At 71.1% G+C, this 24,425-nt stretch carries 15 protein-coding genes; 6 read left to right on the top strand and 9 right to left on the bottom strand.

Annotated features, from left to right (window positions below; translation table 11 throughout):
• Positions 1-31: 31 nt before the first annotated feature.
• Positions 32-349, top strand: a complete 318-nt coding sequence (locus tag ACGF5G_RS21285) for a hypothetical protein (protein ID WP_393265169.1) — start codon at positions 32-34, stop codon at positions 347-349.
• 35 nt (positions 350-384) lie between these two features.
• Here ACGF5G_RS21285 and ACGF5G_RS21280 read toward each other — a convergent pair whose 3' ends face one another.
• Positions 385-993 (bottom strand): hypothetical protein, encoded by a 609-nt coding sequence (locus tag ACGF5G_RS21280; protein ID WP_393265167.1) that lies wholly within the window; start codon positions 991-993, stop codon positions 385-387.
• On the opposite strand from ACGF5G_RS21280, the gene ACGF5G_RS21275 reads away from it, so the two are divergent.
• The 4 genes from ACGF5G_RS21275 to ACGF5G_RS21260 all read left to right on the top strand — a co-directional run bounded on the left by ACGF5G_RS21275 (position 965) and on the right by ACGF5G_RS21260 (position 12,080).
• Positions 965-4,180, top strand: coding sequence for a LamG-like jellyroll fold domain-containing protein (locus ACGF5G_RS21275; RefSeq protein WP_393265165.1), 3,216 nt, complete (start codon positions 965-967; stop codon positions 4,178-4,180). The two genes, ACGF5G_RS21280 and ACGF5G_RS21275, sit on opposite strands and share 29 nt — an antisense overlap.
• A gap of 59 nt (positions 4,181-4,239) precedes the next feature.
• On the top strand, positions 4,240-10,818 hold the full coding sequence (locus ACGF5G_RS21270; protein ID WP_393265163.1) for a putative adhesin: 6,579 nt from the start codon (positions 4,240-4,242) through the stop codon (positions 10,816-10,818).
• Positions 10,819-10,925: 107 nt separating this feature from the next.
• Positions 10,926-11,750, top strand: a complete 825-nt coding sequence (locus ACGF5G_RS21265) for a hypothetical protein (protein ID WP_393265161.1) — start codon at positions 10,926-10,928, stop codon at positions 11,748-11,750.
• A 183-nt stretch (positions 11,751-11,933) separates the two neighbouring features.
• Positions 11,934-12,080 (top strand): hypothetical protein, encoded by a 147-nt coding sequence (locus tag ACGF5G_RS21260; protein WP_393265160.1) that lies wholly within the window; start codon positions 11,934-11,936, stop codon positions 12,078-12,080.
• 416 nt (positions 12,081-12,496) lie between these two features.
• Here ACGF5G_RS21260 and ACGF5G_RS21255 read toward each other — a convergent pair whose 3' ends face one another.
• The 3 genes from ACGF5G_RS21255 to ACGF5G_RS21245 form a co-directional block, all read right to left on the bottom strand.
• A complete protein-coding gene (locus ACGF5G_RS21255; RefSeq protein WP_393265157.1) occupies positions 12,497-13,798 on the bottom strand; it encodes a hypothetical protein in 1,302 nt (433 codons plus the stop codon).
• A complete protein-coding gene (locus ACGF5G_RS21250; RefSeq protein WP_393265154.1) occupies positions 13,743-14,759 on the bottom strand; it encodes a pentapeptide repeat-containing protein in 1,017 nt (338 codons plus the stop codon). The genes ACGF5G_RS21255 and ACGF5G_RS21250 overlap by 56 nt, the downstream gene beginning before the upstream one ends.
• A gap of 304 nt (positions 14,760-15,063) precedes the next feature.
• Entirely contained in the window at positions 15,064-16,038 is a 975-nt protein-coding gene (locus tag ACGF5G_RS21245; RefSeq protein ID WP_393265153.1) for an Acg family FMN-binding oxidoreductase, read from the bottom strand.
• A gap of 303 nt (positions 16,039-16,341) precedes the next feature.
• Between ACGF5G_RS21245 and ACGF5G_RS21240 the strand changes: the two genes are divergently transcribed.
• The gene (locus ACGF5G_RS21240; protein WP_357464030.1) at positions 16,342-16,980 is read left to right on the top strand and encodes a response regulator transcription factor; all 639 of its coding nucleotides are present in this window, start codon (positions 16,342-16,344) and stop codon (positions 16,978-16,980) included.
• 99 nt (positions 16,981-17,079) lie between these two features.
• Here ACGF5G_RS21240 and ACGF5G_RS21235 read toward each other — a convergent pair whose 3' ends face one another.
• From ACGF5G_RS21235 to ACGF5G_RS21215, 5 genes are all read right to left on the bottom strand, one after another.
• Positions 17,080-18,756 (bottom strand): GAF domain-containing protein, encoded by a 1,677-nt coding sequence (locus tag ACGF5G_RS21235; protein ID WP_393265594.1) that lies wholly within the window; start codon positions 18,754-18,756, stop codon positions 17,080-17,082.
• A gap of 99 nt (positions 18,757-18,855) precedes the next feature.
• Positions 18,856-19,866: an Acg family FMN-binding oxidoreductase gene (locus tag ACGF5G_RS21230; protein ID WP_393265150.1), complete on the bottom strand. Its 1,011-nt coding sequence runs from the start codon at positions 19,864-19,866 to the stop codon at positions 18,856-18,858.
• Between the two features lie 68 nt (positions 19,867-19,934).
• Complete coding sequence (locus ACGF5G_RS21225) at positions 19,935-20,807, bottom strand: universal stress protein (RefSeq protein ID WP_393265147.1); 873 nt, start codon at positions 20,805-20,807, stop codon at positions 19,935-19,937.
• Positions 20,804-23,206 (bottom strand): phosphoketolase, encoded by a 2,403-nt coding sequence (locus tag ACGF5G_RS21220; protein ID WP_393265145.1) that lies wholly within the window; start codon positions 23,204-23,206, stop codon positions 20,804-20,806. Before ACGF5G_RS21220 ends, ACGF5G_RS21225 begins: the two co-directional genes overlap by 4 nt.
• Positions 23,207-23,333: 127 nt before the next feature.
• The gene (locus ACGF5G_RS21215) at positions 23,334-24,161 is read right to left on the bottom strand and encodes a universal stress protein (protein WP_393265144.1); all 828 of its coding nucleotides are present in this window, start codon (positions 24,159-24,161) and stop codon (positions 23,334-23,336) included.
• Positions 24,162-24,425: the final 264 nt, after the last annotated feature.

The following is a 24,425-nucleotide window of genomic DNA, read 5'->3' as shown; positions in this document are numbered from 1 at the left end:
AGCGGCGAAATCTGGTCCGAGGTCACGGACCGTGATCGATATAGACAAGGGTCGGGGGCGCCCCTACAGTTCGGCCGACTGGTTCTCATCTTCCACGGGGGATTGCGATGACTACTGGCCGCTGGCTGCTGCCTGCGCGCAGGTCGAGAGGTGCCCGTTCCACCTCGGGCAGCGGCAGAGGACGGTCAACGGGACGGTCGAGCACCGGCGGTCCTTCAGCGTCGTCGGCGTCGGCGTCGGCGGGCTCAACGGCCGGGTGGCCGACGCGATGACGACGCCCCGAATGATGAACAGGCTGGAGCCGACCGTCGCGTACGGCACGGGATCCTCCACCGACACCGTGGGCTGAGCACCACCGGTTCCCTTCCACCTCACCAAGTTCCGCTATTTTTCGATCACGCCTTGGAGGCACACGGTGACACGCGTCCCGAATACAGCACGCAAACAACCACCAAAGCCCATGAACCGTACTCGTGCGGCCGTCGCCGCGCTCGTGGCCGGAACGCTCGTCGCCTCGGTCCTGGGGGTGCCGTCGGCGGCCCAGGCCGCTCCGGCGGCGCCGCGGACTGATCCGTCGGTGGCGCCGGATACGGGGTCGGCGGCGGTGGCGGCGGTGCGGTCGGGTCGGCGGGTGGAGGTGGCGTCGGCTCGGACGGAGTTGACGCAGGTGTTCGCGAATCCGTCGGGTGGGTTCACGGTGGAGTCGGCGGTGGTGCCGCAGCGGGTGAAGCGGTCGGACGGGTCGTGGGTGGATGTGGATCTGTCGTTGCGGCGTGGGTCGGATGGTTGGCGTCCGGTGGCGTCGGTGGCGGATGTGCGGTTCTCGGATGGTGGTGCGGGTGCGGCGGTGACGTTGGTGCGGCGGGGGAAGTCGTTGAGCCTGTCGTGGCCGGGTGGGTTGCCGAAGCCGTCGGTCAGTGGTGATGCGGCGACGTACGGGGAGGTGTTGCCGGGCGTTGACCTGGTGTTGCGGGCGACCCGCACCGGGTTCACGCATGTGTTCGTGGTGAAGTCGGCGCAGGCGGCGGCCAACCCGAGGCTGCGGGAGTTGCGGTTCGAGCTGGGCGGGGACGCCCGGGTGGTGCGCGGCGCCGACGGGCGGCTGACGGCCATGGCGGGTGCGGAGCAGATCGCCTCCGCCGAACCCGCCGTCATGTGGGACTCGAACGACACCTCGGCGGCCGCCACGGCCCGGTCGGCCGGAGCGGACCGCGCGTCGGCGGCCGACGCCCCGACCGGTGGCGGGCTGCCGTCGCGGTCGTCGGCGGCGGTGCCGGGTGACGCGGCGAAGACCGCGCCGGTGGGTGTCGAGGTGGCCGGCCGTGACCTGGTGCTGCGGCCGGACGCGAAGCTGCTCGTCCCGGCGAACGCGACGTTCCCCGTCTACATCGACCCGGCGTGGTCGACCGGCAAGTCCCGGTGGGCGTACGCGACGAGCAACAACAGCAACAACACCGACACGACCGTCGCCCGGGTGGGCAAGGACCCCGAGAGCGGCAGGCTGTACCGCTCCTTCTTCGACTTCCCCCTCACCGCCATGAAGGGCAAGCACATCGAGTCGGCGTACGTGCAGATGAAGCTGGACCACTCCTGGTCCTGCGGAAACACGCCCACGTACATGTACCACTCGGGTGGCATCGCCTCGACGCCGCGCACCGGCTGGTCCCCCAAGCTGAACAGCCTCAAGTCGTCGGCCAGCTCGCACGCCAACGAGGGCTCGGGCTGCTCGGACTCGCCGCAGCCGGACATGACGGTCAACTTCACCGGCTCGGCGGTGACCAGCGTCATCCAGTCGCACGCGACCAGCAACGCCACGAACATCACCTTCGGTTTCTGCGCGTGCAGCGCCACCGACGGCTCGGGCGAGTCGACCACCGACCGGTGGAAGAAGTTCTTCCCCAACAACGCCAAGCTGATCGTCGACTACGACAACATCCCGGGCAAGCCCAGCAGCCTCCAGGCAGCCGGCGTGGCCTGCCCCACCAACACCACGCTGGTCATCGGCACCCTGAAGCCGACCTTCTCGGCGATCTTCCCGGACGCCGACAGCACCCAGGCGCTGACCACGGCGTACGAGTGGGTGCAGGTGCCCGCCAACGGGGTCATCGACGCGTCGACGCCGCGCCGGACGCCACCCGCCGGAGCGTCCGTGCCCGCCGGCGGTCGCTCCACCACGGCGGCGGTGACCGTCTCCGAGGCCGTCACGTACGCGTTCCGCGCCAAGGCCACCGACCCCGCCCCCTACAGCCGCACCAGCGTCTGGTCCGACTGGTGCAGGTTCATGGCCGACACGAAGGTGCCCCCGGTGACCGCGACGCTCACCTCGGCGAACCCGGTGCCGGGCACCGTGGCCACCTTCGCGGTCCGCTCCACCGACACCACCGTGACGAAGTTCCGGTACGGCTGGGTCAACCCGCCCACCACGGAGATCGCCGCTACGACCGGCACCTGGACCGACCCGTCGACGGGTGCCACCGTCACGGGCAAGCAGGCCACCGTGTCGCTCATGGTGCCGAAGTACGGCCAGAACACCATCTCCGTCTCCGCCGTCGACGGCGCCGGCAACATCGGCTACGGCTCGCACGAGTTCACCGCCGCCCGACCGACGCCCGCGATCGCCCGCTGGGGGCTGGAGAACTACCCGGGCGTCGACCCGGGACCAATGGCGGACAGCCAGCCGACGCTGGCCGGCGACAACTCCTTCACCGAAGGCAGCGTCTCCTGGACCGGTGACCTCAGGTTGATCCGGGGCGAGACGGCGTCCTTCAACGGCACCTCCTCGGCGTTGACCACCACGACGAAGGTCGTCGACACCACCAGGTCGTTCAGCGTCGCCGGCTGGGTGCGGCTGAACGCACTGCCCACGACGGACGACACTGTCGTCGCCTCCCAGGAGGCCACCAGCGCGGCCGGATTCCACCTGGGCACGCGGCTGGTCGGTTCCCCGCTGACGCCGCGCTGGTCGTTCCTGATGAAGGACAGCGACCTGCAGTCCAGCGCGAGCCGGGCGGCGTACAGCAGCACCGTGTTGACCTCGGCGGACGTGGGCCGGTGGACGCACATCGCGGGCGTGTACGACAAGACCGCCGGCAAGGTGCGGCTCTACGTCAACGGTGCCATCGCCGCGGAGGTCGATCGGACCGGGACGCCCTGGAGCGCGAACGGCAAGTTCGTGCTCGGACGCGGCTTCAGCTTCGGGACGCCGGGGAACTGGTTCAAGGGCAACCTGGCCGATGTCCAGGTCTACGACCGGATCCTCGTCAACCACGACTTCATCGGCCAGTCCGCCGAGGACCCGGAGTCGGGCGGCTTCGACGAGCCCGGCATGCTCAGCGCGGTCAAGGTCGGCGACTGGACCTTCTCCGGCGCCCAGCCCTGCTACGAGGAGTTCCTCGACCCGACGCTGTGCAGCGCTCCCGAGGCCGGCCAGTTCGGTCGCCAGCTGGCCCTGACCCAGGGCAGCAACGTCGGGGCCGGTCACCGTGACGACGGGCTGCTGCTCGACGCGGTGCACTTCACGGAGGACACGACCGACCCCTACTACGGCCTGGCCACCCGCGAGTACGGCCTCTCCCAGGACAACCTCGGCGAGCCCCAGAACCCCGTCTGGCAGAACGGCCGGGTCCTCCGCACCGACCAGTCCTTCTCCGTCGCGGTCTGGGTACGCCCGTCGGCGCTCGGCGGTACGCAGACCGCCGTCTCCCAGATGGGCGCGAAGCAGTCCGCCTTCTACCTCGGGCAGCGCGCGAAGGTGGTGAACGGCGTGACGGAGAACCGGTGGTGTTTCAGCGTCTTCGGAGCGGACAGCGACCTGAACGGCAACAGCAAGGAAGCGCAGATGATGTCCCGGTTGATGAACGAGGAGGACGACCTCTCCCGGTGGACCCACCTGGTGGGGGTCCACGACGCCTCCCGACGGGAGATCCGCCTCTACGTGAACGGCGTCCTCGAGGCCAACATCCCCTTCGGTACGGGCACCTTCACCGGAGCGTTCGACTCCACCGGCCCGCTGGCCGTGGGCGGCGCACAGTGGACCCCGGCCGGGGGAGCGCCGGGCATGACCGACCGGTGGCGCGGTGAGATCGACGACCTCGGTCTCTACCAGGGCGCGTTGACGGACACCGCCGTCAAGATCCTCTTCAACTCCGAGTCCGCCGAGACCGTCGAACCGGTCGACTGACCCCCCGCTCACCCCTCTTCCTCTCCATCGATCCTTGCGACCGAGCCTGTGGAGGCACAGTGAAACGCGTCCCGAAACCACTCCTCGAACCACCGCAAAGGCCGCGAAAGCGGCCCAACCGGATCCATGTCGCCGTCGCGGCGGCGCTCACCGGCACCCTCGCCCTCTCCGGCCTGTCGGTGCCCGCGCAGGCGGCGCCCGACCCGACGAAGCTCACCGGCCAGCGGGAGAAGCTCGACAAGCACGGCGGCACGGCGCAGGGGCGGGCGTACCCCGTCAAGGGGGCCGAGAGCGCGAAGCTCGCCGCCCCCGTGTGGCCCAAGCCGGGCAAGGCGTCCGTGACCCTGCCCGACGCCCCGGCCGGCGCGCGGCGGGCCGCCGCTGCTCCGGTCAAGGCGGGAGCACTGCCGGTGACGGTGAGCCGAGCCCCCGGCGCGGCGGGCGACCGCGCGTCAGCGGTGTCCGTGGAGGTGCTGGACCGGTCGGCGGTGCCGGCGCGCTGGCGCGACGGCCTGCTGCTGCGCGTCGGCGGCGGCACCGCCGACCAGCCGGCGACCAGGGCGGGCGTGGCCAGCGCGCCGGACGGGGCCGCGCCCCAGCCGGCCGCCGCCACCGTCTCGGTGGACTACCGCGGCTTCAAGCACGCCTTCGGTGGCAACTGGTCGTCGCGGCTCACGCTCTGGCAGGTGCCGGAGTGCGGGCTGCGCACCCCCGGGAAGGCCGAGTGCGCGGCCACGCCGCTGAAATCCCGCAACGACGGCAGCTCCGTCAGCGCCGAGGTGCCGGTCACGGCGAGCGGCGCGGACGCGCGGAGCGCCGGAACCGCAACGCTGCTGGCGTTGGCGGCCGGCTCCTCCGGGCCGGAGGGCGACTTCTCCGCCACCCCGATGTCGGCCAGCGCGACCTGGTCGGCGGGCACGTCGACGGGCGGCTTCACCTGGTCGTACCCGATGCGGATGCCGCCGGGCATCGGCGGCCCGGCGCCGACCCTGGGCCTGTCCTACACCTCGGACAAGGTCGACGGTCAGTCGGACGCGTCGAACAGCCAGCCGTCCTGGGTCGGTGAGGGATTCGACCTGTGGTCCGGCTACATCGAGCGCAGCTACGTGCCGTGCGCCGACGACATGACCGGCGGCAACAACAGCACCAACCGCACCGGTGACCAGTGCTGGCGGTCCGACAACGCCACGCTGTCGCTCAACGGGCGCGGCGGCGAGCTGATCTACGAGGCCGGCAAGGGTTGGCACACCCGCAGCGAGGACGGCTCGAAGATCGAGAAGCTGACCGGCGCCGGCAACGGCGACGACAACGGTGAGCACTGGAAGGTCACCACGTCCGACGGCGTGCAGTACTTCTTCGGCCTGAACAACCTGCCGGGGCAGGGCAGCGCGACGAACTCGGCGTGGACCGTCCCCGTCGCCGGCAACCACACCAACGAGCCGTGCAACGTCTCGTCGTTCGCCTCGTCGTTCTGCAACCAGACGTGGCGGTGGAACCTCGACTACGTCGTCGATCCCCGGGGCAACACGCTGTCGTACTGGTACGACAAGGAGACCAACTACTACGGCAAGAACGCCACGTCGACCAACAAGGCCCTGTACACCCGGGGCGGCGTGCTCAAGCGGATCGACTACGGCACCTGGGACCGCGGCGCCACCGACCGGTCCGTGACCCCGCTCGCGCAGGTCGTCCTGAACAGCGTCGACCGGTGCGCGTCGGACTGCCACATCAAGGACGCGGCGCACTGGAAGGACGTGCCGTGGGACCAGGAGTGCACGGCCGGGGCGGCGGACTGCAAGGAGAACTACGGTCCGACGTTCTGGACCACCAAGCGGCTGTCGACCGTCACCACCCAGGTCTGGGACACCACCAAGACCACCCCGGCCTGGCAGCCCGTCGACTCGTGGACGCTCGGCCACACCTACCCCTCGGTCGGTGACGGCAGCGACCACGCCGGCCTGTGGCTCAGCTCGTTGCAGTACAAGGGCCTCGTCGGCGGCACGGAGGCGATGCCGCCGGTGACGTTCGAGCCGGTGTCGATGCCGAACCGGGTCCTCAGCAAGAACAACACCAGCAACAACCGGATGCGGATCGGCAACATCGTCACCGAGACCGGCGGCAAGATCCAGGTTACGTACAGCCTGCCCGACTGCACCTCCGGCAGCCTGCCGTCGGCGCCGGAGACCAACACCCGGCTTTGCTACCCGGTGGTCGGCCCGGACCCGTACGACTCAGACAAGGAACTCACCGAGTACTGGCACAAGTACGTCGTGAAGCAGGTGTCCGAGTCGGACATCATGGTCATGGCCAGCGGCTCCGACCGCGGCCAGCCGGTGCAGAACACCTACTACAAGTACCTGGGCACGCCGGCGTGGCACTACGCCGACGACAACGGCCTGGTCAAGCCGAAGCGCAAGACGTGGAACCAGTTCCGCGGCTACGCCCAGGTCGAGGTCCGCAAGGGCGACGCCCCGACGCAGACCCTGACCCGCACCACCTTCCTGCGGGGCATGCACGGCGACCGGCTGAACAAGTCCGGCGGCACCCGCGAGGTCACCGTCGCCGCGTCCCTGGGCACCGAGACGGTGTACGACGAGGACCAGTTCGCCGGCATGGTGCGCGAGCAGGTGCTCTACAACGGCGTCGACACCAAGCCGGTCAGCAAGACCGTCAACGTACCCTGGCGCTCGCCGGCGCTCGCCACCCGCACCATCAACGGCGACGAGGTCACCGCCCGCTGGACCAACACCCGGATCACCTACAGCGCCGTCGCGCTCGGCGTGGACGGTGTCGCCGGGTGGCGGACCTCGCGCAACGTGTCGACCTTCCACGACACGTACGGCACCATCGAGACCGTCCAAGCCGACGGTGACGTCGCCAAGACCGGCGACGAGAAGTGCACCACGTACGAGTACACGCGTAACACCGGTGCGAACATCACGCAGACGGTCAAGCGGCTCACCGTCAAGGTGCTGCCCTGCGCGACCGCGCCGGCCAGCGAGGACGACATCGTCGCCGACGAGCGGAAGTTCTACGACGGCGCCACCAGCATCGACACCGCGCCGACCACCGGCGCGGTGACCCGGGTCGACAAGCTCAAGGACTGGTCGCTCGCCGGGGGCACCGTGTGGCAGACGGTCAGCCAGGCCACCTTCGACGCGTACGGGCGGCCGAAGACCGCCACTGATGTGCGCGGCCGGACGGCGACCACGGAGTACACCCCGGCCACGGGTGGGCCGGTCACCAAGGTGGTCACGAAGACGCCCGACCCGAACGGCAGCACCACCGACTGGACCACCACCATCGAGACCCGGCCCTACTGGGGCCAGCCGATCCGGACCACCGACTACAACGGCCGGGTCGCCGACATGGAGTACGACCCGATGGGCCGGCTCGCCCGGGGCTGGAAGAACGGCTGGGCCAAGGCCGACCACCCGACCAGCCCGTCGGTCGAGTACACCTACCACTACGCGCCGAACAAGGACGCCTACCCGTACACCAAGAGCCGGGTGCTCCACGCCGGCGGCGGCTACCTGACGTCGTACGACATCAAGGACGCTTTCCTTAGGCCGCGCCAGACGCAGAAGGCCGGCGTGGGCGGCGACCGGGTGGTCACCGACACGCTGTACGACGCGACCGGGCGCGCCGTGACGACCTACCAGGCGCACGCCGAGCCGGGCGCGCCGAGCGGGGCGCTCTGGTGGGAGCCGGAGTGGTCGGTGCCGGCGCTGACGAAGATGGTCTACGACAACGCCTCCCGGCCCACCGACGCGGTCTTCTTCGGCACCGACGGCATCACCAACCTGATCGAGAAGTGGCGCACCACCACCCGGTACCTGGGTGACACCACCACCGTGACCCCGCCGCAGGGCGGCACCGTCACCACGACGAAGACCGACATCGAGGGCCGGACCCTTGAGCTGCGGCAGCAGGCCGACCGGACCGGCACCAAGCCGGACCACGTCACCACGTACACGTACAACCGCAAGGGTCAGCTCACGCTGGTCAAGGACACCGGCGGCAACGAGTGGGTGAACACCTACGACGTCAAGGGCCGGCAGGTCAGCGGCAAGGACCCGGACAAGGGCACCGTCAGCACGACGTACACCGAGTACGACCAGGTGGAGACGACCACCGACGCCAACGAGAACGTGCTGGTCAACCAGTACGACTCGCTGGGCCGGCGGACCGGTCTCTACCAGGGCAGCATCGCGGCGACGAACAAGCTCGCCGAGTGGAAGTACGACAAGCTCTACAGCGGCGAGACCGTCCGCGGTCAGCTCACCCAGAGCATCCGGTACGAGTCGGCGGGCTCTGCCAACGCCTACAAGTGGCAGGCGCGCGGCTTCAACACCCGCTACCAGCCGACCGGCGCGAACTACGTCATCCCGGCCAACGAGGGCACCAGCCTGGCCGGCACGTGGATCTACGCCTACGGCTACTCGCCATACGACGGCAGCCCGACCGCCATCACCTACCCGGCCGGCGGCGGCCTGACCACAGAGAAGGTCGAGACGAAGTACGACTCCGTCACGGGCCTGCCGACGGAGCTGGCCACCAACCTGATCAATGTCGGCCGCTACGTCATCGGCCAGGACTACACCCAGTACGGTGAGCCGACGCTGACCACCCGCAAGACCGATGGTGGGGTCTACGTCCAGGACACCAGCTACTACGACCTGACCACCCGGCGCGTCGACCGGATGAAGATCAAGCCGGAGACCGCCGCCGGCACTGTGGTCGACACCCGCTACACGCACGACGCGGCGGGCAACATCCTGTCGATCGCGGACACCCCGGAGGTCGGCGCGGCCGACACCCAGTGCTTCCGCTACGACGAGTTGCGGCGGATGACCAACGCGTGGACGCCGAAGTCGGGCATCGACTGCGCCGCGGACCCGAGCGTTCCGAACCTGGGCGGCCCGGCGCCGTACTGGCACGAGTGGACCGTCGACGACGTCGGCAACCGCAGCACCGAGAAGGTGCACACCGCCGCGGGCGACACCAACCGCTCCTACACGACGCCCACCAGCGGCAAGGACGTCGTCCGCCCGCACGCCGTCACCCAGGTCGTCACCCAGGCGCCGGGCCAGTCGGCGGTCACCACCAAGTACGCCTACGACGACGCCGGCAACATGACCTGTCGGCCGGTCGGCACCACCGCGAACAGCTGCGACAGCCCAACGAACTCCCAGACGCTGAACTGGAACTCCGAGGGCAAGCTCGCCTCGGTGAGCGCGGGTGGGCAGACCGTCGAAACCAACATCTACGACGCCAACGGTGTTCGGCTCATCCGCCGCGACGCCACCGGCACCACCCTCTACCTGCCCGGCCAGGAGATCCGGCGGGAGAACAGCTCGGTCGTCACCGGAACCCGCTACTACAGCTTCGCCGGAAGGACCGTCGGTAACCGCACGTCCAACGGGCTGACCTGGCTCTACACCGACCACCAGGGCACCCAGCAGACCGCGATCGACGCGGGTACCCAGGCGGTCAGCGTCCGACGGCAGACCCCGTACGGCGATCCGCGCGGCAGCCAGCCGCAGTGGACCAACAACAAGGGCTTCGTCGGCGGCGACAAGGACCCGACCGGTCTGACCAACATCGGGGCCAGACAGTACGACCCCGGGTTGGGACGTTTCATCTCGGTGGACCCGGTCCAGGATCTGAAAGACCCACAGCAGTGGAACGCCTACGCCTACAGCAACAACAACCCGATCACGTTCTCTGACCCGAGCGGCCAGAAGCACTGCTCGGACGACGCATGCAGCGGCGGGGCCGACTACGAGTTGCCCAACGGTGAGGTCGTCGAGACGAAGGGCGACAACGACGGCTGCGGCGGCAGTTGTGGGGATGACGACTGGGCTGCGGCCCGCGCCGCCCACGAGGCCGGTGGCGGCAATGGCGGCGGCAAGGGCGGCGGCAAGGGTGGCGGCCCCACCGACGAGCAGATCAAACGCGCCAAGGAAGTCAAGAAGCAGAACGCCATCGACATCATCGTCAAGGCGGGCGGCCAGCTTCTGCTCGAGTTCTTTGGCATCAACGACATCATGGGCTGCATCGGTGGTGACCTGAAGGCGTGTGCCTGGGCGCTCATCGACATGGTGCCATGGGGCAAGGCCCTCAAGCTGATCAAGAAGATCGACCCGATCGTCGACACTCTCCGCCGGGCCGGTTCTGCCCTGATGACCTGGGCCGAGAACAGGAAATGGGCCGATGACATCCTCACGCGCGCGGAGCAAGCAGCCCGTACCCGCGCCGCCCCCGCGCCGCCCAAGGCGATCATGCCAGGCGGTCGTCCGGACGGTGAAGTGGTGTTCGCTGGGCACGGAAAGCACGACGTCGCGAACGGCAACTTCACTGTCCCGGAGGGAACGGAGATTGCTGTCTACGTGCCGTACTCCAAGAAGCTGTTGGATACGGACGCCTTCCGGGTGGAGAGCGGACGGTCGACGCCTACTGCGGTGAAGATCTATCGATCCGGCGAATCCATGCCGAACTTCACTCTGCTGCCCGCGAGTGGTCTCAGAGTTCGTGAGGCCTCAAAGCGGGTGGACGAGCCCACCCTGCTCAGCGATTTGGTCAAACCTGGTATGGGTACCTGCCACTGGGCGGCCTGTAGTGTGGTGAGGCGGTAGTTTGGCAGCTCGGCCGGCACCTTTCGGTGCCGGCCGAGCCGTTTCCGGTAGTTCCGAACGACCAGGATGGTGTTCGTCCCTTGAATTCACGCAAGAACGCTAAGCGGATGCGGCAATGGCTCGAAGACGCATGGGCTCATGTCCGCGTTGCTCGAATTTTGTCCGAAGGGGAGGGCGGCCCTCCTTTGCCGGATCGCGATGTGCTCGCCGAAGTCGCGGATTCCACGGCGTTGGAGAAGCTGCGGACATTGACCACGTCAGGTGAGGTGCTGGAAGACATCTGCAGATGTCCTGGTGATCTCACGCTGGCCCTGTACGACGCCGACGACGTTCTCATCGGCTCCGCGTCGGTGCACCCGGGTGCCATCGCCTGGCAACGCGACCGGTTTGGTGTCGATCTCGCCACCTCGAATTCGATCGACCTGGAACTCTTTCTTTCGGAGTTGGGTGTTCAAGGCGGATCGAGGAGCCTGTTGAGTGAGATGATCACCGCCCTGGAATTGGATGAGGGGGACGTCCAGTTCAGGCCGGCCGGCGACGATGCGGCGTTGGTGCGACATCGTGTGCCCGAGGCCCTGCACGATGAGCTGCGCGATCTGTCGGGCGACCAAGCGGCGAATATCGATCAGTCGTCGATCCCGCGGATGATCGCCAAGATGACGCAGTCGGAGGCCGATCCGGCCGCGGTGGTGCGCCCGTTGCTCGCCTGGTTGGGCACTGCCACCTGGCCAGCCGAAGCCATCGCGGGTGACGGAGAGCTCGCCCGCCGGCTTCTGGCGGAACTGGGCTCCTCGACGGTGGAGCGCGTTCTTCCCGGACTTTCCGATCCTTCGGAGGTGATGGGGGGCGTGGTATGGGCGACGCATCAGCCCGACGACGCGGCCAGCGTGGTCGCCCTCGGCCCCGCGATCAGGCGTATTCTGTCCCGCTAGATCGTCGAAGGACGGCGACCGGACGGCGGATGCCCGGCCCGATGACGTCGGCGAGCGACGCCGCACCGCCCAGGAGCGCCAGGAGGCGATGGCGGCGCATGTGCGGGGGTCTGGACCGCCGACCGGGCGGAGCGGGTCATCGGGTCGGAGGCGTGGCCAGCGCTGGCGTACGAGCTCGACCAGTTGCAGCGCGCCGGGCACGACGTCCGCGAACTCCTACGGCAGGTGCCCGGCTTCGTCGACCGGGCCCACACCCCCGCCGCGTACGCGTTCCGGGTGGTCGACGACTACGCCGTCAGGCTGCCGGGGAACGAGCTGACGCTGATGTAGACCTCGCCGATGAACGCGGCACGGCCACCATCGAAGGTGAGTGGCGAGAGGTCCAGGGGACCACCGCCACTCCTGGGGTGGCGGAGGTTCGAGCCCAGGGCGAGCATGCCGTAGTCGATCATGCCGTTGCGGGAGAGGCCGAGCATGACGCACGCGCCGCTCAGATCGCGGCGCGTGCGTTTCCGACGTCGACCAAGTCCGTCGTTGTCGCTACCCCGCCGACCATCTCAGCGGCAGCCAGGCCGGCACAGCACGGTGCGGCGAGATTCGCTACGCCGGCAGCGCCCACCCAGGCGGCGGGCCGGTAGAGGATGCGCCGCAGTTGCCGAAACATCGCGGGAACATGTCCGGGCGTTGCCGCGTCCGGCCTGCTGGCGGCCTACGGCCGTCATCGGCTGGCACGGCACGGCACGGGGTTAGGTGCCGGACGACTTCCCAACCCGGCCCGGGTTCTCTGCTGTGGACTTTTCACCCGCCGGATCCCGCGTTAGGGCCGCGACCCGTTCCCGTAACTGTGTCGTGAGACCGGTATCCCGAACCAGGACCGCGATGCCGAGACCGATTCCCGCTGCCCCGAAGCCGATGACCGCTACGCCGAACAGGATGTTGCTGCCGGTCAGGATCGCGATGCCGCCGCCGATGAGCGCCACCCCGGTGCCGATGACCGCTACGCCGAGCAGGATGCGGCTGTCGGTCAGGAACGCGATGCCGATGCCGATGAGCGCCACCCCAACGCCGATGCCCGCTACGCCGAGCAGGGTGTCGCCGTCGGTCAGGGCCGCGATGCCGCCGCCGATGAGCGCCACCCCGACGCCGATGACCGCTGAGTCGAGCAGGATGTTGCTGTCGGTCAGGCGCGCGATGCCGATGCCGATGAGCGCCACCCCGGTGCCGATGACCGCTACGCCGAGCAGGATGTTGCTGTCGGTCAGGGCCGCGATGCCGGCGCCGATGAGCGCCACCCCGCCGCCAATGACCGCTACGCCGAGCAGGATGTTGCTGTCGGTCAGGATCGCGATGCCGAGGCCGATGCCCGCCACCCCGCCGCCAATGACCGCTACGCCGAGCAGGATGTTGCTGTCGGTCAGGATCGCGATGCCGGCGCCGATGAGCGCCACCCCGCCGCCGATGACCGCTGCGTTGAGCAGCAGGGTGACGGCGGTGTCGGTGGTGTTGGTGGTGAGGACGGCGGCGATCGTCAGGGCGGCTGCGATCAGGGTGGTGTAGGCGGCCCAGGATGCCGGACCGACGGCGGCGGCGATCGCGGCGAGCAGGGCCAGGGCGAGCAGGGTTCGGGCGGTGTGGCGGACCAGGGGCGCCCGTGGGGGAAGCCGGCGTAGTGAGGCGGCGGCGGACAGGACCGCGCCGGCGGCGGTCGCGGCGGCCACGCCTCGGTAGCCGACGTCGTTGCTCAGGACGTTGATGCCCATGCCGCCGGCCGCGCTGAGCAGCACCACGGACAGTCGGCTCCGCCAGTCCAATCGGGTGCGTGGCGCGTCGGGTTCGCCGTTGGTGGTCACGCTGTCAGCATGACGTGAACGGTCGAGCATGACCGCACCCGACCGCAGGCCCGGTTGCCGAACGAATCCGCGCCCGGATTGTGGCTTTCGCGACGCACCATGATGATCCTTTGGATGTAGCGGGGTGTATCCCCTGTGGAGGTCACTCATCACACGGCGCCGGCCGCGGCACCCCCGCAGGCCATCGCGTGCGGTCATCGGTCTTGGCGCACGCCAGGTTCGCGTCGGTCAGGTCCGCGCCGGTCAGGTCCGCGCCGGTCAAGTTCGCCCCGGTCAAGTTCGCGCCGGTCAGGTCCGCGCCGGTCAGGATCGCGTCGGTCAAGTCCGCGTAGGCCAGGTTCGCGGTCAAGTTCGCGACCACATTCGCGGTTCTCGCGCTGACCCGGCCCTTCAGGTTCGTGCCGTTCAGGAACGCTTGGTTCAGGTTTGCGCGGGTCAGGTTCGCGCGGGTTAGGTCCGCGCCATACAGGAACGCCTGGGTCAGGTCCGCGTCGGTCAGGATCGCGCCGGCCAGCTTCGTGTTGTGCAGAACCGTGCGGGTCAGGTTCGCGTCGTTCAGGTTCGTGCCGGTCAGGCTCGCTTCGATCAGGGTCGCGCCGGCCAGGTCCGTGCCGCCCAGGCTCGCGCCGTTCAGGTTCGCGTAGGCCAGGTTCGCGCGGGCCAGGTTGATGTTGGAGAGGTCGAGACGGCGGATAGGCAGTGCCTCGTTTCCGATGGTGCCGTCGCGGGTGATATCGCGGCGGCCCAGCACGGTCACGGCGGCCTGGATATCGACCGGTGGGCGAGGAGCTGAAGAAGCCGGAGTGCTGGTCCGCTTGAGTGCGGGGGCGTGAACCCGGATGAACGCGGCGAGGATGTCGACGACGGCAGGCTGGTCCACGGCTGAGTCGCGCATGATGCGCTCCAAGGCGTAGATCGCACCCAGACGCACGTCCACCTTCTCCGCGCCGGGCTGGCCGAGCTGCTCCACCGCCTTGGTGAACCGATCAGTGATCTGCCCCTGAGCGGCGAGACGATGCTGCTCGCGGTTGGCCTCGCTGGTCTCACGGTTGGCCTCATTGGTGATGTACAGGCCGATGGCCACGAACAACACCGACAGGATGCTGCCGATGGCCACCAAACGCTGCCACGGGTCAGGCTTGACGTCGATCGGCCCCACCTCCAGCCGAGCCGCCGCGGGCCGCGGGGAACGTGGCACCCGCAGCCCGTCCGTGTATTGGCCTGCAGCTCTTAAACGCCGCCTCGAAGCGGACACACGTTGACGGTTTCCAGTACCCGGCTGACCACGAAACGACATACGTCCATTGCAGCCGACCGCGACCAATGAGAAGAACCCACAGTCACACCCAGGCATCACCGACCAGACGGACCCTGCTCGTCGACGAGGCGGCCGGACACCTCTCCAGTTCGACCGTGGCCGCAGGTCCTGCCCCCGCCACAGCCGTAGGGCGGGTGGGGGCTGGTCATGACCGCCTGACCGGCACGTCCAGCACCTCGTCCACAGCCCGGCGCGGGGTGGGCCAGCCCGGCTGGCCGTACCCGATGCGCATCACCATCTGCGGCGTGCCGAACCGCCCCAGCGACAGCCGCAACCGCTCCCGCGCGCTCGGCACCTCGATCGGCTGGGACAGCATCGACACCGCCAGCCCCGAATCGGTCGCGGTCAGCAGCACCCGCTGCAACGCCTGCCCGGCGACGACCTGGTCGACGGCGGTGTTGCCGGGCGAACCGAGCACGACGACCAGCGGCTCCGGCTCGAAGTCCCGCCCCGGTGCCCGGTCCAGGCCGCCGAAGCCCCGGGAGGGCAGCAGGTCCTGCGGCTCGCCGAGCGGGCCGCCGGACGCGACCGGCACCCCGTCGGGGGCGGGGGCCGAGCGCACCCACTCCTGGCGTTCGGCCACGTACGCCGGGTCGCGTTCGAGGACCCGGTGGGCGCTGCGGGCGATCTCGGCGAACGCGTTGACGGCGCTGACCCCGATCAGCAACTCCAGCCAGCAGTGCTCGGCGCGGGCCGCCTCGGCCAGCCGCCAGCGGGCGTCGGCGGGCACCGGGTCGGGCCAGAACGGCGTCCGGTTGCTGAACCGGCGGGGGATCGCCGCGTGCAGGGCCTGCTCGGCGGGGGTGGGGTGGCGCGGCACGTCCGGGACCAGCCGGGCCACCACGTCCGGCTCCGCCGGGTAGGGACGCAGCCGTACGGTCGCCGGGGCGCCGGCCGCGGCGAGGGAGAGCCGCAGGTTGAACAGCGCCGCGCCGCAGGCGATCCGGACGCCCCAGCCGTTCGGGTCGGTGGCCGGCAGGCGCCGGGCCGGGTCGACCAGCACCTCGATGCCGCCGTCGCGCAGCCGGAACCGCCACGGCTGGGTGTTGTGCAGCGACGGTGCCCGTACGGCGTCGGTCGCGGCGGCCCGTAGCTGCTCGACGGTGAAGCCGGTGTCCATGATTGTGCTCCTTCCCGTGGCAGGTCGTGCCGTCCCCGTCCGGTACACCTCCACGGTGCGTCAGCGGGGCGGGGCGCGGGCAGGGCCGGACGTCCCGTCCCGCTGGGCCCGACCGGCCCCGCCCCAGGTCAGGGACGTTCGGCCGGGCTGGCTCCGTCGCAGGTCAGGGGCCTTCGGCCCGGCTGGCTCCGCCCACCTGCCGACGGGCATCCCGGCGGGGTGGGGCCGGACGACGGCCCGGACGGGCCGGTTCGGGACCTTCGGCCCGTGCGAAAACCGGTGGGAACGGGGTAGAAACGAGGGATGATCCGCGTGTTCCTGCTCGACGACCACGAGGTCGTCCGTCGTGGCCTGGCCGACCTGCTGCAGAGCAGCGGTGACATCGAGGTGGTGGGCGAGTCCGGCCTGGCCCAGGAGGCGGCCCGCCGCATCCCGGCCCTGCGGCCGGACGTGGCGATTCTCGACGCGCGGCTGCCCGACGGCAACGGCATCGACGTGTGTCGGGACGTCCGGGCCGTGGACTCGTCGATCAAGGGCCTGATCCTCACCTCGTACGAGGACGACGAGGCGCTCTTCGCGGCGATCATGGCCGGCGCCGCCGGCTACGTGCTCAAGCAGATCCGCGGCACCGACCTGGTCGACGCCGTGCGTCGGGTGGCGGCCGGCCAGTCGCTGCTCGACCCGGCGATCACCACCCGCGTGCTGGAGCGCATCCGCAGCGGCGTCGAGCAGCCCCGCGAGCTGAAGTCGCTCACCGAGCAGGAGCGGCGGATCCTGGAGTACGTGGCCGAGGGCCTCACCAACCGGGAGATCGCCGGGAAGATGTTCCTGGCCGAGAAGACGGTGAAGAACTACGTCTCCAGCGTGCTGGCCAAGCTCGGCCTGGAGCGCCGCACCCAGGCCGCCGTCCTCGCCACCCGGCTCCTCGGCAAGGCCCGCTGACCGCCACCGACCGTCGCGTCCGTCGTCCTGCCCCGTCCCGTGGGGCAGCTCGACAGCGTGCGCGAGGAAGCCCGCACGAGCGGGCGCCGGGTCGCGGCGTCAGGCGGGCAGGGGGACGGACCAGTGGAGTTCGGTGCCGCGGGGCTCGGCCCGGCGTACCTCGAACTCGCCACCGTGCCGTTCGGCGCGCTCGCGCAGGTTGACCAGCCCGCCGCGCGCGGCGGCCGGGTCGCAGCCCACCCCGTCGTCGGTGACGGTCAGCGTCACCCTGCCGGCGTCGACGCGCACCGCCACGGTCATCCGGGTGGCCTGGGCGTGGCGTACGGCGTTGGAGAGCGCCTCCCGCAGCACGGCGGTGACGTCGGGACGGACCTCGTCGGGGACGGCGCTGTCGATCGGCCCGGTCAGCTCCAGGTGGGGCCGGTAGCCGAGTGACTCGGCGGCCACCTCGACCGCCTCGCGGATCTCGGTGCGCAGCGCCGCGCTCATCGGGGTACGCAGCTCGAAGATGGTGCGGCGGATGTCCTTGATGGTGGCGTCCAGGTCGTCGACCGCCGCGTTGATCCGCTTGGCCAGCTCCGGCCGGGTGGCCATCGGGGCGGCGCTCTGCAACTGCAGGCCCGTGGCGAAGAGCCGCTGGATGACCACGTCGTGCAGGTCCCGGGCGATCCGCTCGCGGTCCTCCAGGACCACCAGCAGCTCCCGTTCCTCCTGCCCGCGGGCCCGTTCCATGGCCAGCGCGGCCTGCCCCGCGAAGCTGCCCAACAGGGCCATGTCGTCGTCGGTGGCCACGGGCAACCGGTCGGGGCGGTGCGCGATCACCAGCACGCCGTGCAGGGTGTCGGCGGTGGCCAGCGGGGAGACCACCGCCGGCCCGGTGCTCAGCAACGCCGGCCAGGGCGCGGCGTGGGCCAGGTCCGCCACCTGGTCGTGCCGGCCCTCGGCGACGGCGGCGGCGAAGCTCGTCTCGGCCGCGGGCAGCACCGTGCCGACCAGCGCGCCGGCCTGCTCGTCCGCCCCGTCCACCACCTCGACGGTGAACTCCTCGGCGTCGGGGTCGTAGAGCAGGACCAGCGCCACCTCCGCCTCGGCGACCTCGCGGGCGCGCCGCGCCACCAGCTCCAGCGCGTCGGTGCGGCGCACCTCGCCCAGCAGCACGCCGGTGATCTCGGCGGTCGCGGCGAGCCAGCGCTCCCGCCGGTGGGCCAGCGCGTAGAGGCGGGCGTTCTCGATCGCCACGCCGGCCGCCGCGGCGAGCGCGACCACGATCTCCTCGTCATCCTCGGTGAACTCCGCGCCGCCCTGCTTCTCGGCCAGGTAGAGGTTGCCGAAGACGTGGTCGCGGATGCGCACGGGCACGCCGAGGAAGCTGTGCATCGGCGGGTGGTGCGGCGGGAACCCGTAGGACTTCGGGTGCTGGGTGATGTCGGGCATCCGCAGCGGGCGCGGATCGTCGATGAGCAGGCCGAGCACGCCCCGCCCGTGGGGCAGGTCGCCGATCTTCGCGTGCAGCTCCGCGTCGATGCCGTAGGTGATGAAGTCGTGCAGCATCCGGTCCTGGCCGATCACGCCGAGCGCGCCGTAGCGGGCGCCAACCAGCTCGCAGGCCGCCTCCACGATGCGTTGCAGGGTGCTGCGCAGATCCAGGTCGGTGCTGATGCCGACCACCGCGTCGAGCAGGGCCCGCAGCCGCTCCCGGCTGGTCACCACCTCGCCGACCCGGTCCAGCATCTCCTGGAGCAGCTCGTCGAGCCGGATCCGGGACAGCGGGCTCAGCCCCAGGGAGGGGGTCACGTGCGGTTCGTACGGCGGGTTCGGTGCGCTGGCGGCCACCGGGCGATGGTATCTCCCGGTGGCCGTGGCCCAAGGCGCGCGCTACGCGCCCCCGGCGCGGACCGCCGACGTGTCCACCACCTGCCGCACCTCGAGCCGCGGGGTGTGCGGCGGTCCGGCGTGCGCCGGGTCCGCGATCCCCAGCCGCAGCACGAGGTACGGGTAGCCGAGGCCGGCCAGCAGCCCACGCAGCGTCTGCCGGGTGCCCGCCACCTCCACCACGCCGCTCAGCGGCACCACCGACACCCCGAGCCGGGTGGCGGTCAGCCAGGCGGCCGAGAGCGCCTCGCCGGCGCGCAGCCAGCTGTCCGGCTCGTCCTCGTCGCCGTAGAGGAGCCCGTACACGGCGGCCCGGTCGTGCCCCGGACCGACCGGCAGGGTGCCGGGGCGGCCGAAGTCCCGGGCCGGCACGGTGGTCTGCGGCGCCTCCTCGGGCAGCACCTCCGGCGGCAGGCCGGTGCCGGAGCCGCCCCGGCTGGTCCAGTACTCCAACTCCTCGCGCAGCTGCGAGTCCTCCGCCTCGACCGTCGCGGCGTGGCTGGCGACGGCGGCCAGCTCCAGGATGTTGTCGCGGTCGAGGAACTGGAGCTGGCACCCCTCGGCGGCGACCGCCGCCGCGATCCGCCCCAGGGCGTCGGTCGGCACCGGCTCGTCGCTGACCGGGCGCCGGTCCGTGTGCCGGACCTGCATGCACTGCACCAGGCGCATGGCCTCCGGGTCGGCCTCCACGCGGCCCAGCCCGGTCAGCCGGGCGAGCAGATCAGGGGCGTCCGGGTCAGGCATCCGCTCCACCACGGCCGTCCAGCCCTCCGCGGTCAGCGCCACCCGCGCGTGGTGCAGCGCCGCCCCGCAGCTGTACGCCACCAGCCGGCCCTCCGGGTCCGTGGCGGTCAGCCGGGGATCCCGGACCACGCGCAGCTCCAGCGCGTCCGGCAGCACCCGCCACCGCCACGGCTGGCTGTTGTGCACCGACGGCGCGTGCCCGGCCGTCGCGGCGGCCTCCGCGAGGGCGGTGGTCAGGGGGCGGTCCCTGGCCGGCGTTTCGTGGCTCATCGTCTCGACCCTTCCGTTTCTCCCCATCGTGCCCCAGCCCGACGCTGCCCGGACCAGGTCCCCTCCTCTCACCGCTCGCGGACGACCGCCACCGGGCAGTGGGCGTGCTGGATGAGCTGCTGGCTGACCGAGCCGAGCAGCATCCCCTTCAGGCCGCCGCGGCCGCGGGTGCCGACCACGACCAGGGACGCGTTGCGGCTGGCGTCGACCAGCAGGGACGCCGGGCCGCCCGCCGCCACCTGCACCTCGACCTCCACGTCCGGGAAGGTCCGGCTCCAGCGGGCCAGCGGCTCGTCCAGCTCGGCCCGGTCGGCGGCCGCCGCCTCCCGCGCCTCGGGGCCCGACGGCGGGCGCTGGCCGGCCCCCGGATGCCAGGCCCGCAGCACGTGCAGCGGCAGCCCCCGGGCGGCCGCCTGCTCGTACGCGAAGCCGAGCGCCACCAGCGAGCACTCCGAGCCGTCCACGCCGACCACCACGGGCCCCGTCCGCCCGCCCGCGGCTGCCTCCTGGCGGACCACCACGACCGGGCAGTGCGCGTGGGCCGTGACCGCCACCGCCGTCGAACCGATGAGCAGCCCGCCGAAACCGCCGTGCCCCCGCGTGCCCAGCACCAGCAGGCCGGCCCGGGCCGAACGCTCCTGGAGCACCACCGTGGGCGGCCCGTCGAACACCTCACCGGTGACGGTCAGTTCCGGGTGCGCGGCGACCGCGTCCGCCGCCGCCTTGCGTACCAGCTCCTCGACCTGCCGGCGGGCCGCCTCGTCCGGCCAGATGCCCGGGGCGATGCCGGGGCCGACCCAGCCGGCCACGGTGACCCACTCGAAGACGTACGCCAGCCGGACGGGGCGTCCGCTGCGGCCGGCCTCCTCCAGCGCCCACTCCAGCGCGACCGAGGCGTCGGGGGAGCCGTCGTAGCCGACCAGGATCTCGTTGCCGCTCATGCCTCACCTCTCAGACCGGCTTCCGTCTCGCGGACCCAGCGCCATTCCGCCACCCGAGGGTCGTCCTCGCCGTACCGGCGGGTGTGGTCCCGGCAGGACTGGCGCGCGTCGACCATGTCCTGCCGCAGGTGGGCGGCCCGGGCCGCCAGCCCCGGCACCCGGTCGATCACGTCGATGACCAGGTGGAAGCGGTCCAGGTCGTTGAGCATCACCATGTCGAACGGCGTGGTGGTGGTGCCTTCCTCCTTGTAGCCGCGCACGTGCAGGTTGTCGTGGTTTGTCCGACGGTAGGTCAGCCGGTGGATCAGCCACGGGTAGCCGTGGTAGGCGAAGATGACCTGCCTGTCCCGCGTGAAGATCGTGTCGAACTCCTTGTCCGACAGCCCGTGCGGGTGCTCCGTCGGGGGTTGCAGGCGCATCAGGTCGACCACGTTGACCACCCGCACCTTCAGCTCCGGCAGGTGCTTGTGCAACAGGTCGGCGGCGGCCAGCGTCTCCAGCGTCGGCACGTCGCCGGCGCAGGCGAGCACGACGTCCGGCTCCTCGCCGCCGTCGGTGCTGGCCCAGTCCCAGATGCCGATGCCCCGCCGGCAGTGCATGACCGCCTCGTCCATCGACAGCCAGTTCGGTGCGGGCTGCTTGCCGGCCACCACCACGTTGATGTAGTGCCGGCTGCGCAGGCAGTGGTCCATCGTCGAGAGCAGGGTGTTCGCGTCCGGCGGCAGGTAGACCCGTACCACCTCGGCCTTCTTGTTCATCACGTGGTCGATGAAGCCCGGGTCCTGGTGGGAGAAGCCGTTGTGGTCCTGCCGCCACACGTGGCTCGACAGCAGGTAGTTCAGCGACGCCACCGGCGTGCGCCACGGGATGTCCCGGGTGACCTTCAGCCACTTGGCGTGCTGGTTGACCATCGAGTCGACGATGTGGATGAACGCCTCGTAGCTGGTGAAGATGCCGTGCCTGCCGGTGAGCAGGTAGCCCTCCAGCCAACCCTGGCACAGGTGCTCGGAGAGGACCTCCATCACCCGCCCGTCCGGCGAGAGGTGCTCGTCGCCGGGCACCGTCCCGGCCATCCACGCCCGGTCGGTGACCTCGAACGCCGCGCCCAGCCGGTTCGAGGCGACCTCGTCCGGGCCGAAGAGGCGGAACGTCTCCGGGTTGGCGGTGATCACGTCGCGTATCCACGGGCCCAGCGCGCCCGTCGCCCCGGCCACGGTCTCGCCGGGCCGCTGCACGTCGACGGCGTAGCCGCGGAAGTCCGGCAGCCTCAGGTCGCGCAGCACCAGCCCGCCGTTGGTGACCGGGTTGGCGCTCATCCGCCGCTCGCCCGTCGGGGGCAGCTCGGCCAGCTCGGCCACCGGCGCGCCGGTCGCGTCGAAGAGTTCCTCCGGACGGTAGCTGCGTAGCCAGCGCTCCAACTCGGCCAGGTGCTTCGGGTTCTTCCGTACCTCCGCCAGGGGCACCTGGTGCGCGCGGTAGGTGCCCTCCACCTGCTTGCCGTCGACGTCTCGCGGCCCGGTCCAGCCCTTCGGCGTACGCAGGACGATCATCGGCCAGCGGGGCCGCTCGACGGTGCCGCCGGAGCGGGCCCGCCGCTGGATGTCGGCGATCTCGTCGAGCGCCCGGTCCAGCGTGGCGGCGAGCGTCTGGTGCACGGTCGCCGGGTCGTCACCGGCCACCACGTACGGCTGGTAGCCGAAGCCGCGCATCATGTCCAGCAGGTCGTCCTCGGGAATCCGGTCCAGCACGGTCGGACCGGCGATCTTGTAGCCGTTGAGGTGCAGGACGGGCAGCACCACCCCGTCGCGGGCCGGGTTGAGGAACACGTTGGAGAGCCAGCTCCCCGCGAGCGGGCCGGTCTCCGCCTCCCCGTCCCCGATGACGCAGGCGACCAGCAGGTCGGGGTTGTCGAACGCCGCGCCGTAGGCGTGGCTCAGCGCGTACCCCAGCTCGCCGCCCTCGTGGATCGAACCCGGCACCTCCGCCGCCACGTGGCTCGGGACGCCGCCGGGGAAGGAGAACTGGCGGAACAGCCCGGCCATGCCGGCCTCGTCGCGGCCGATGTGGTGGTACCGCTCGCTCCAGGTGCCCTCCAGCCAGGTGTTCGCGACGATCGCCGGGCCGCCGTGGCCGGGACCGGTCACGAACATGGCCCGCAGGTCACGGGCGACGATCACCCGGTTGAGGTGGGCATAGAGCAGGTTCAGCCCGGGGCTGGTGCCCCAGTGGCCGAGCAGCCGCGGCTTGACGTGCTCGGGCGCCAGCGGCTCGCGGAGCAGCGGATTGTCCAGCAGGTAGATCTGCCCGACGGTCAGGTAGTTCGCCGCCCGCCAGTAGGCGTCCAGCCGGCGCAGCTCGTCTTCGGTCAGGGGGCTGTGCAGGTCGAGAGCGGTGTCCATACTGCATGAGCCTCTCGCGGATAGGGGAATCCTGCATCCTCGGAGCGCGGATTCGTCCGGGCCGGTTCCAGCTTCGCCGGTCGGCGCCGATGTGGATCAGGGCCGTTGGTCCCGCGCCGGGCGGGCGTTACGCCCCGTCCACCGGCACCCCCGTCAGCCCGCGCACCACGATCACCGGCGCGGGGGAGTGGTAGAGCAGCGCCTGGCTCACCGCGCCGAGCATGCCCCGCCACGGCTCGTCGCCCCGGGCGGCGACCAGTGCCACCTGCGCCGAGCGGGACTGCTCGACCAGGACAGTGCCAGGGTCGCCGCGGATCGTGTGGCACTCCGCCGGCACCGACGAAAACCGGCGCGCGTACCGCGCCACCAACTCGACGAGCAGGCCGGGGTCCTCCGTGCCGTCCTCCGGCTCGACGACCCGGACGGCCAGCAGTCGCGCCTCCCGCCGGGCCGCGCACTCGAACGCCCACTCCAGCGCTCCCCGGGAACTGGCGGAGCCGTCCACCCCGACCAGCACCGGGCCCTGCGGCGGCGGATCCCGGCGGGCCACCAGCACCGGGCATCCGGCCCGGGCGGCGAGCTGCACCGCCGGCACGTCGGCCGGCACGCAGTCGCCGCAGGCCGCCATGCCGGCGTCTCCGATGGCGAGCAGGAACGCCGACTCCGACCGGCGGACCAGGGTGGCGACGACGGCACCCTCGACGATCTCGCCGCTGACCGGCAGCGCCGGGTCGACCTGGGCGGCGATCTCGGCGGCCCTGGAGATCAGATTCTCGGCCTCGGCGCGCGGCCCCGCGATCGACGGGGCCTCCAGCGCGGCCGTCCAGTTGAACGCGTGCAGCAGGCACAGCGGGTGGCCGTGCGCGGCGGCCTCCTGCGCGGCCAGCCTGACCACCGGCAGGTTGCGCTCGGAGCCGAGCCCGACCAGCACGGCCGCCTCGGTGGCTGCGGCCATCCGGCATCACCTCCGCAGGCGTCGCGCCCGGCCCTGTTGTCGAGGCTAGTACCGGCGGTGGGGCCGCGGGGTGTGATCGGCGGTTGCTCTGCGTCGTGGCTCGCCGGCTTGGTGGCGTTGTGGCTTGCTGTGCGGTCTTGGTGGGGGTGTGGGTTGCGGTGCGTGGTGGTGGGTTGTGGTGCGTGGTGGTGGGGGTGTGGCCCGCCGTGCCCGGGGCGCCGGGGGGGCGCGTGATACCGGCGCCCGGCCACGGGGGGCCCCCCC

It is taken from the genome of Micromonospora sp. NPDC047730 (assembly GCF_043204765.1).
GTDB lineage: Bacteria > Actinomycetota > Actinomycetes > Mycobacteriales > Micromonosporaceae > Micromonospora.
This window is presented reverse-complemented; position numbering and strand designations above follow the sequence as displayed.

What these genes read in the sequence shown, in the direction of transcription:
- ACGF5G_RS21265 (WP_393265161.1), top strand. Translation starts at nt 10,926, where the DNA reads ATGCGGCAATGGCTCGAAGACGCATGGGCTCATGTCCGCGTTGCTCGA.
- ACGF5G_RS21255 (WP_393265157.1), bottom strand. Translation starts at nt 13,798, where the DNA reads ATGACCGCACGCGATGGCCTGCGGGGGTGCCGCGGCCGGCGCCGTGTG.
- ACGF5G_RS21245 (WP_393265153.1), bottom strand. Translation starts at nt 16,038, where the DNA reads ATGGACACCGGCTTCACCGTCGAGCAGCTACGGGCCGCCGCGACCGAC.
- ACGF5G_RS21240 (WP_357464030.1), top strand. Translation starts at nt 16,342, where the DNA reads ATGATCCGCGTGTTCCTGCTCGACGACCACGAGGTCGTCCGTCGTGGC.
- ACGF5G_RS21230 (WP_393265150.1), bottom strand. Translation starts at nt 19,866, where the DNA reads ATGAGCCACGAAACGCCGGCCAGGGACCGCCCCCTGACCACCGCCCTC.
- ACGF5G_RS21225 (WP_393265147.1), bottom strand. Translation starts at nt 20,807, where the DNA reads ATGAGCGGCAACGAGATCCTGGTCGGCTACGACGGCTCCCCCGACGCC.
- ACGF5G_RS21220 (WP_393265145.1), bottom strand. Translation starts at nt 23,206, where the DNA reads ATGGACACCGCTCTCGACCTGCACAGCCCCCTGACCGAAGACGAGCTG.
- ACGF5G_RS21215 (WP_393265144.1), bottom strand. Translation starts at nt 24,161, where the DNA reads ATGGCCGCAGCCACCGAGGCGGCCGTGCTGGTCGGGCTCGGCTCCGAG.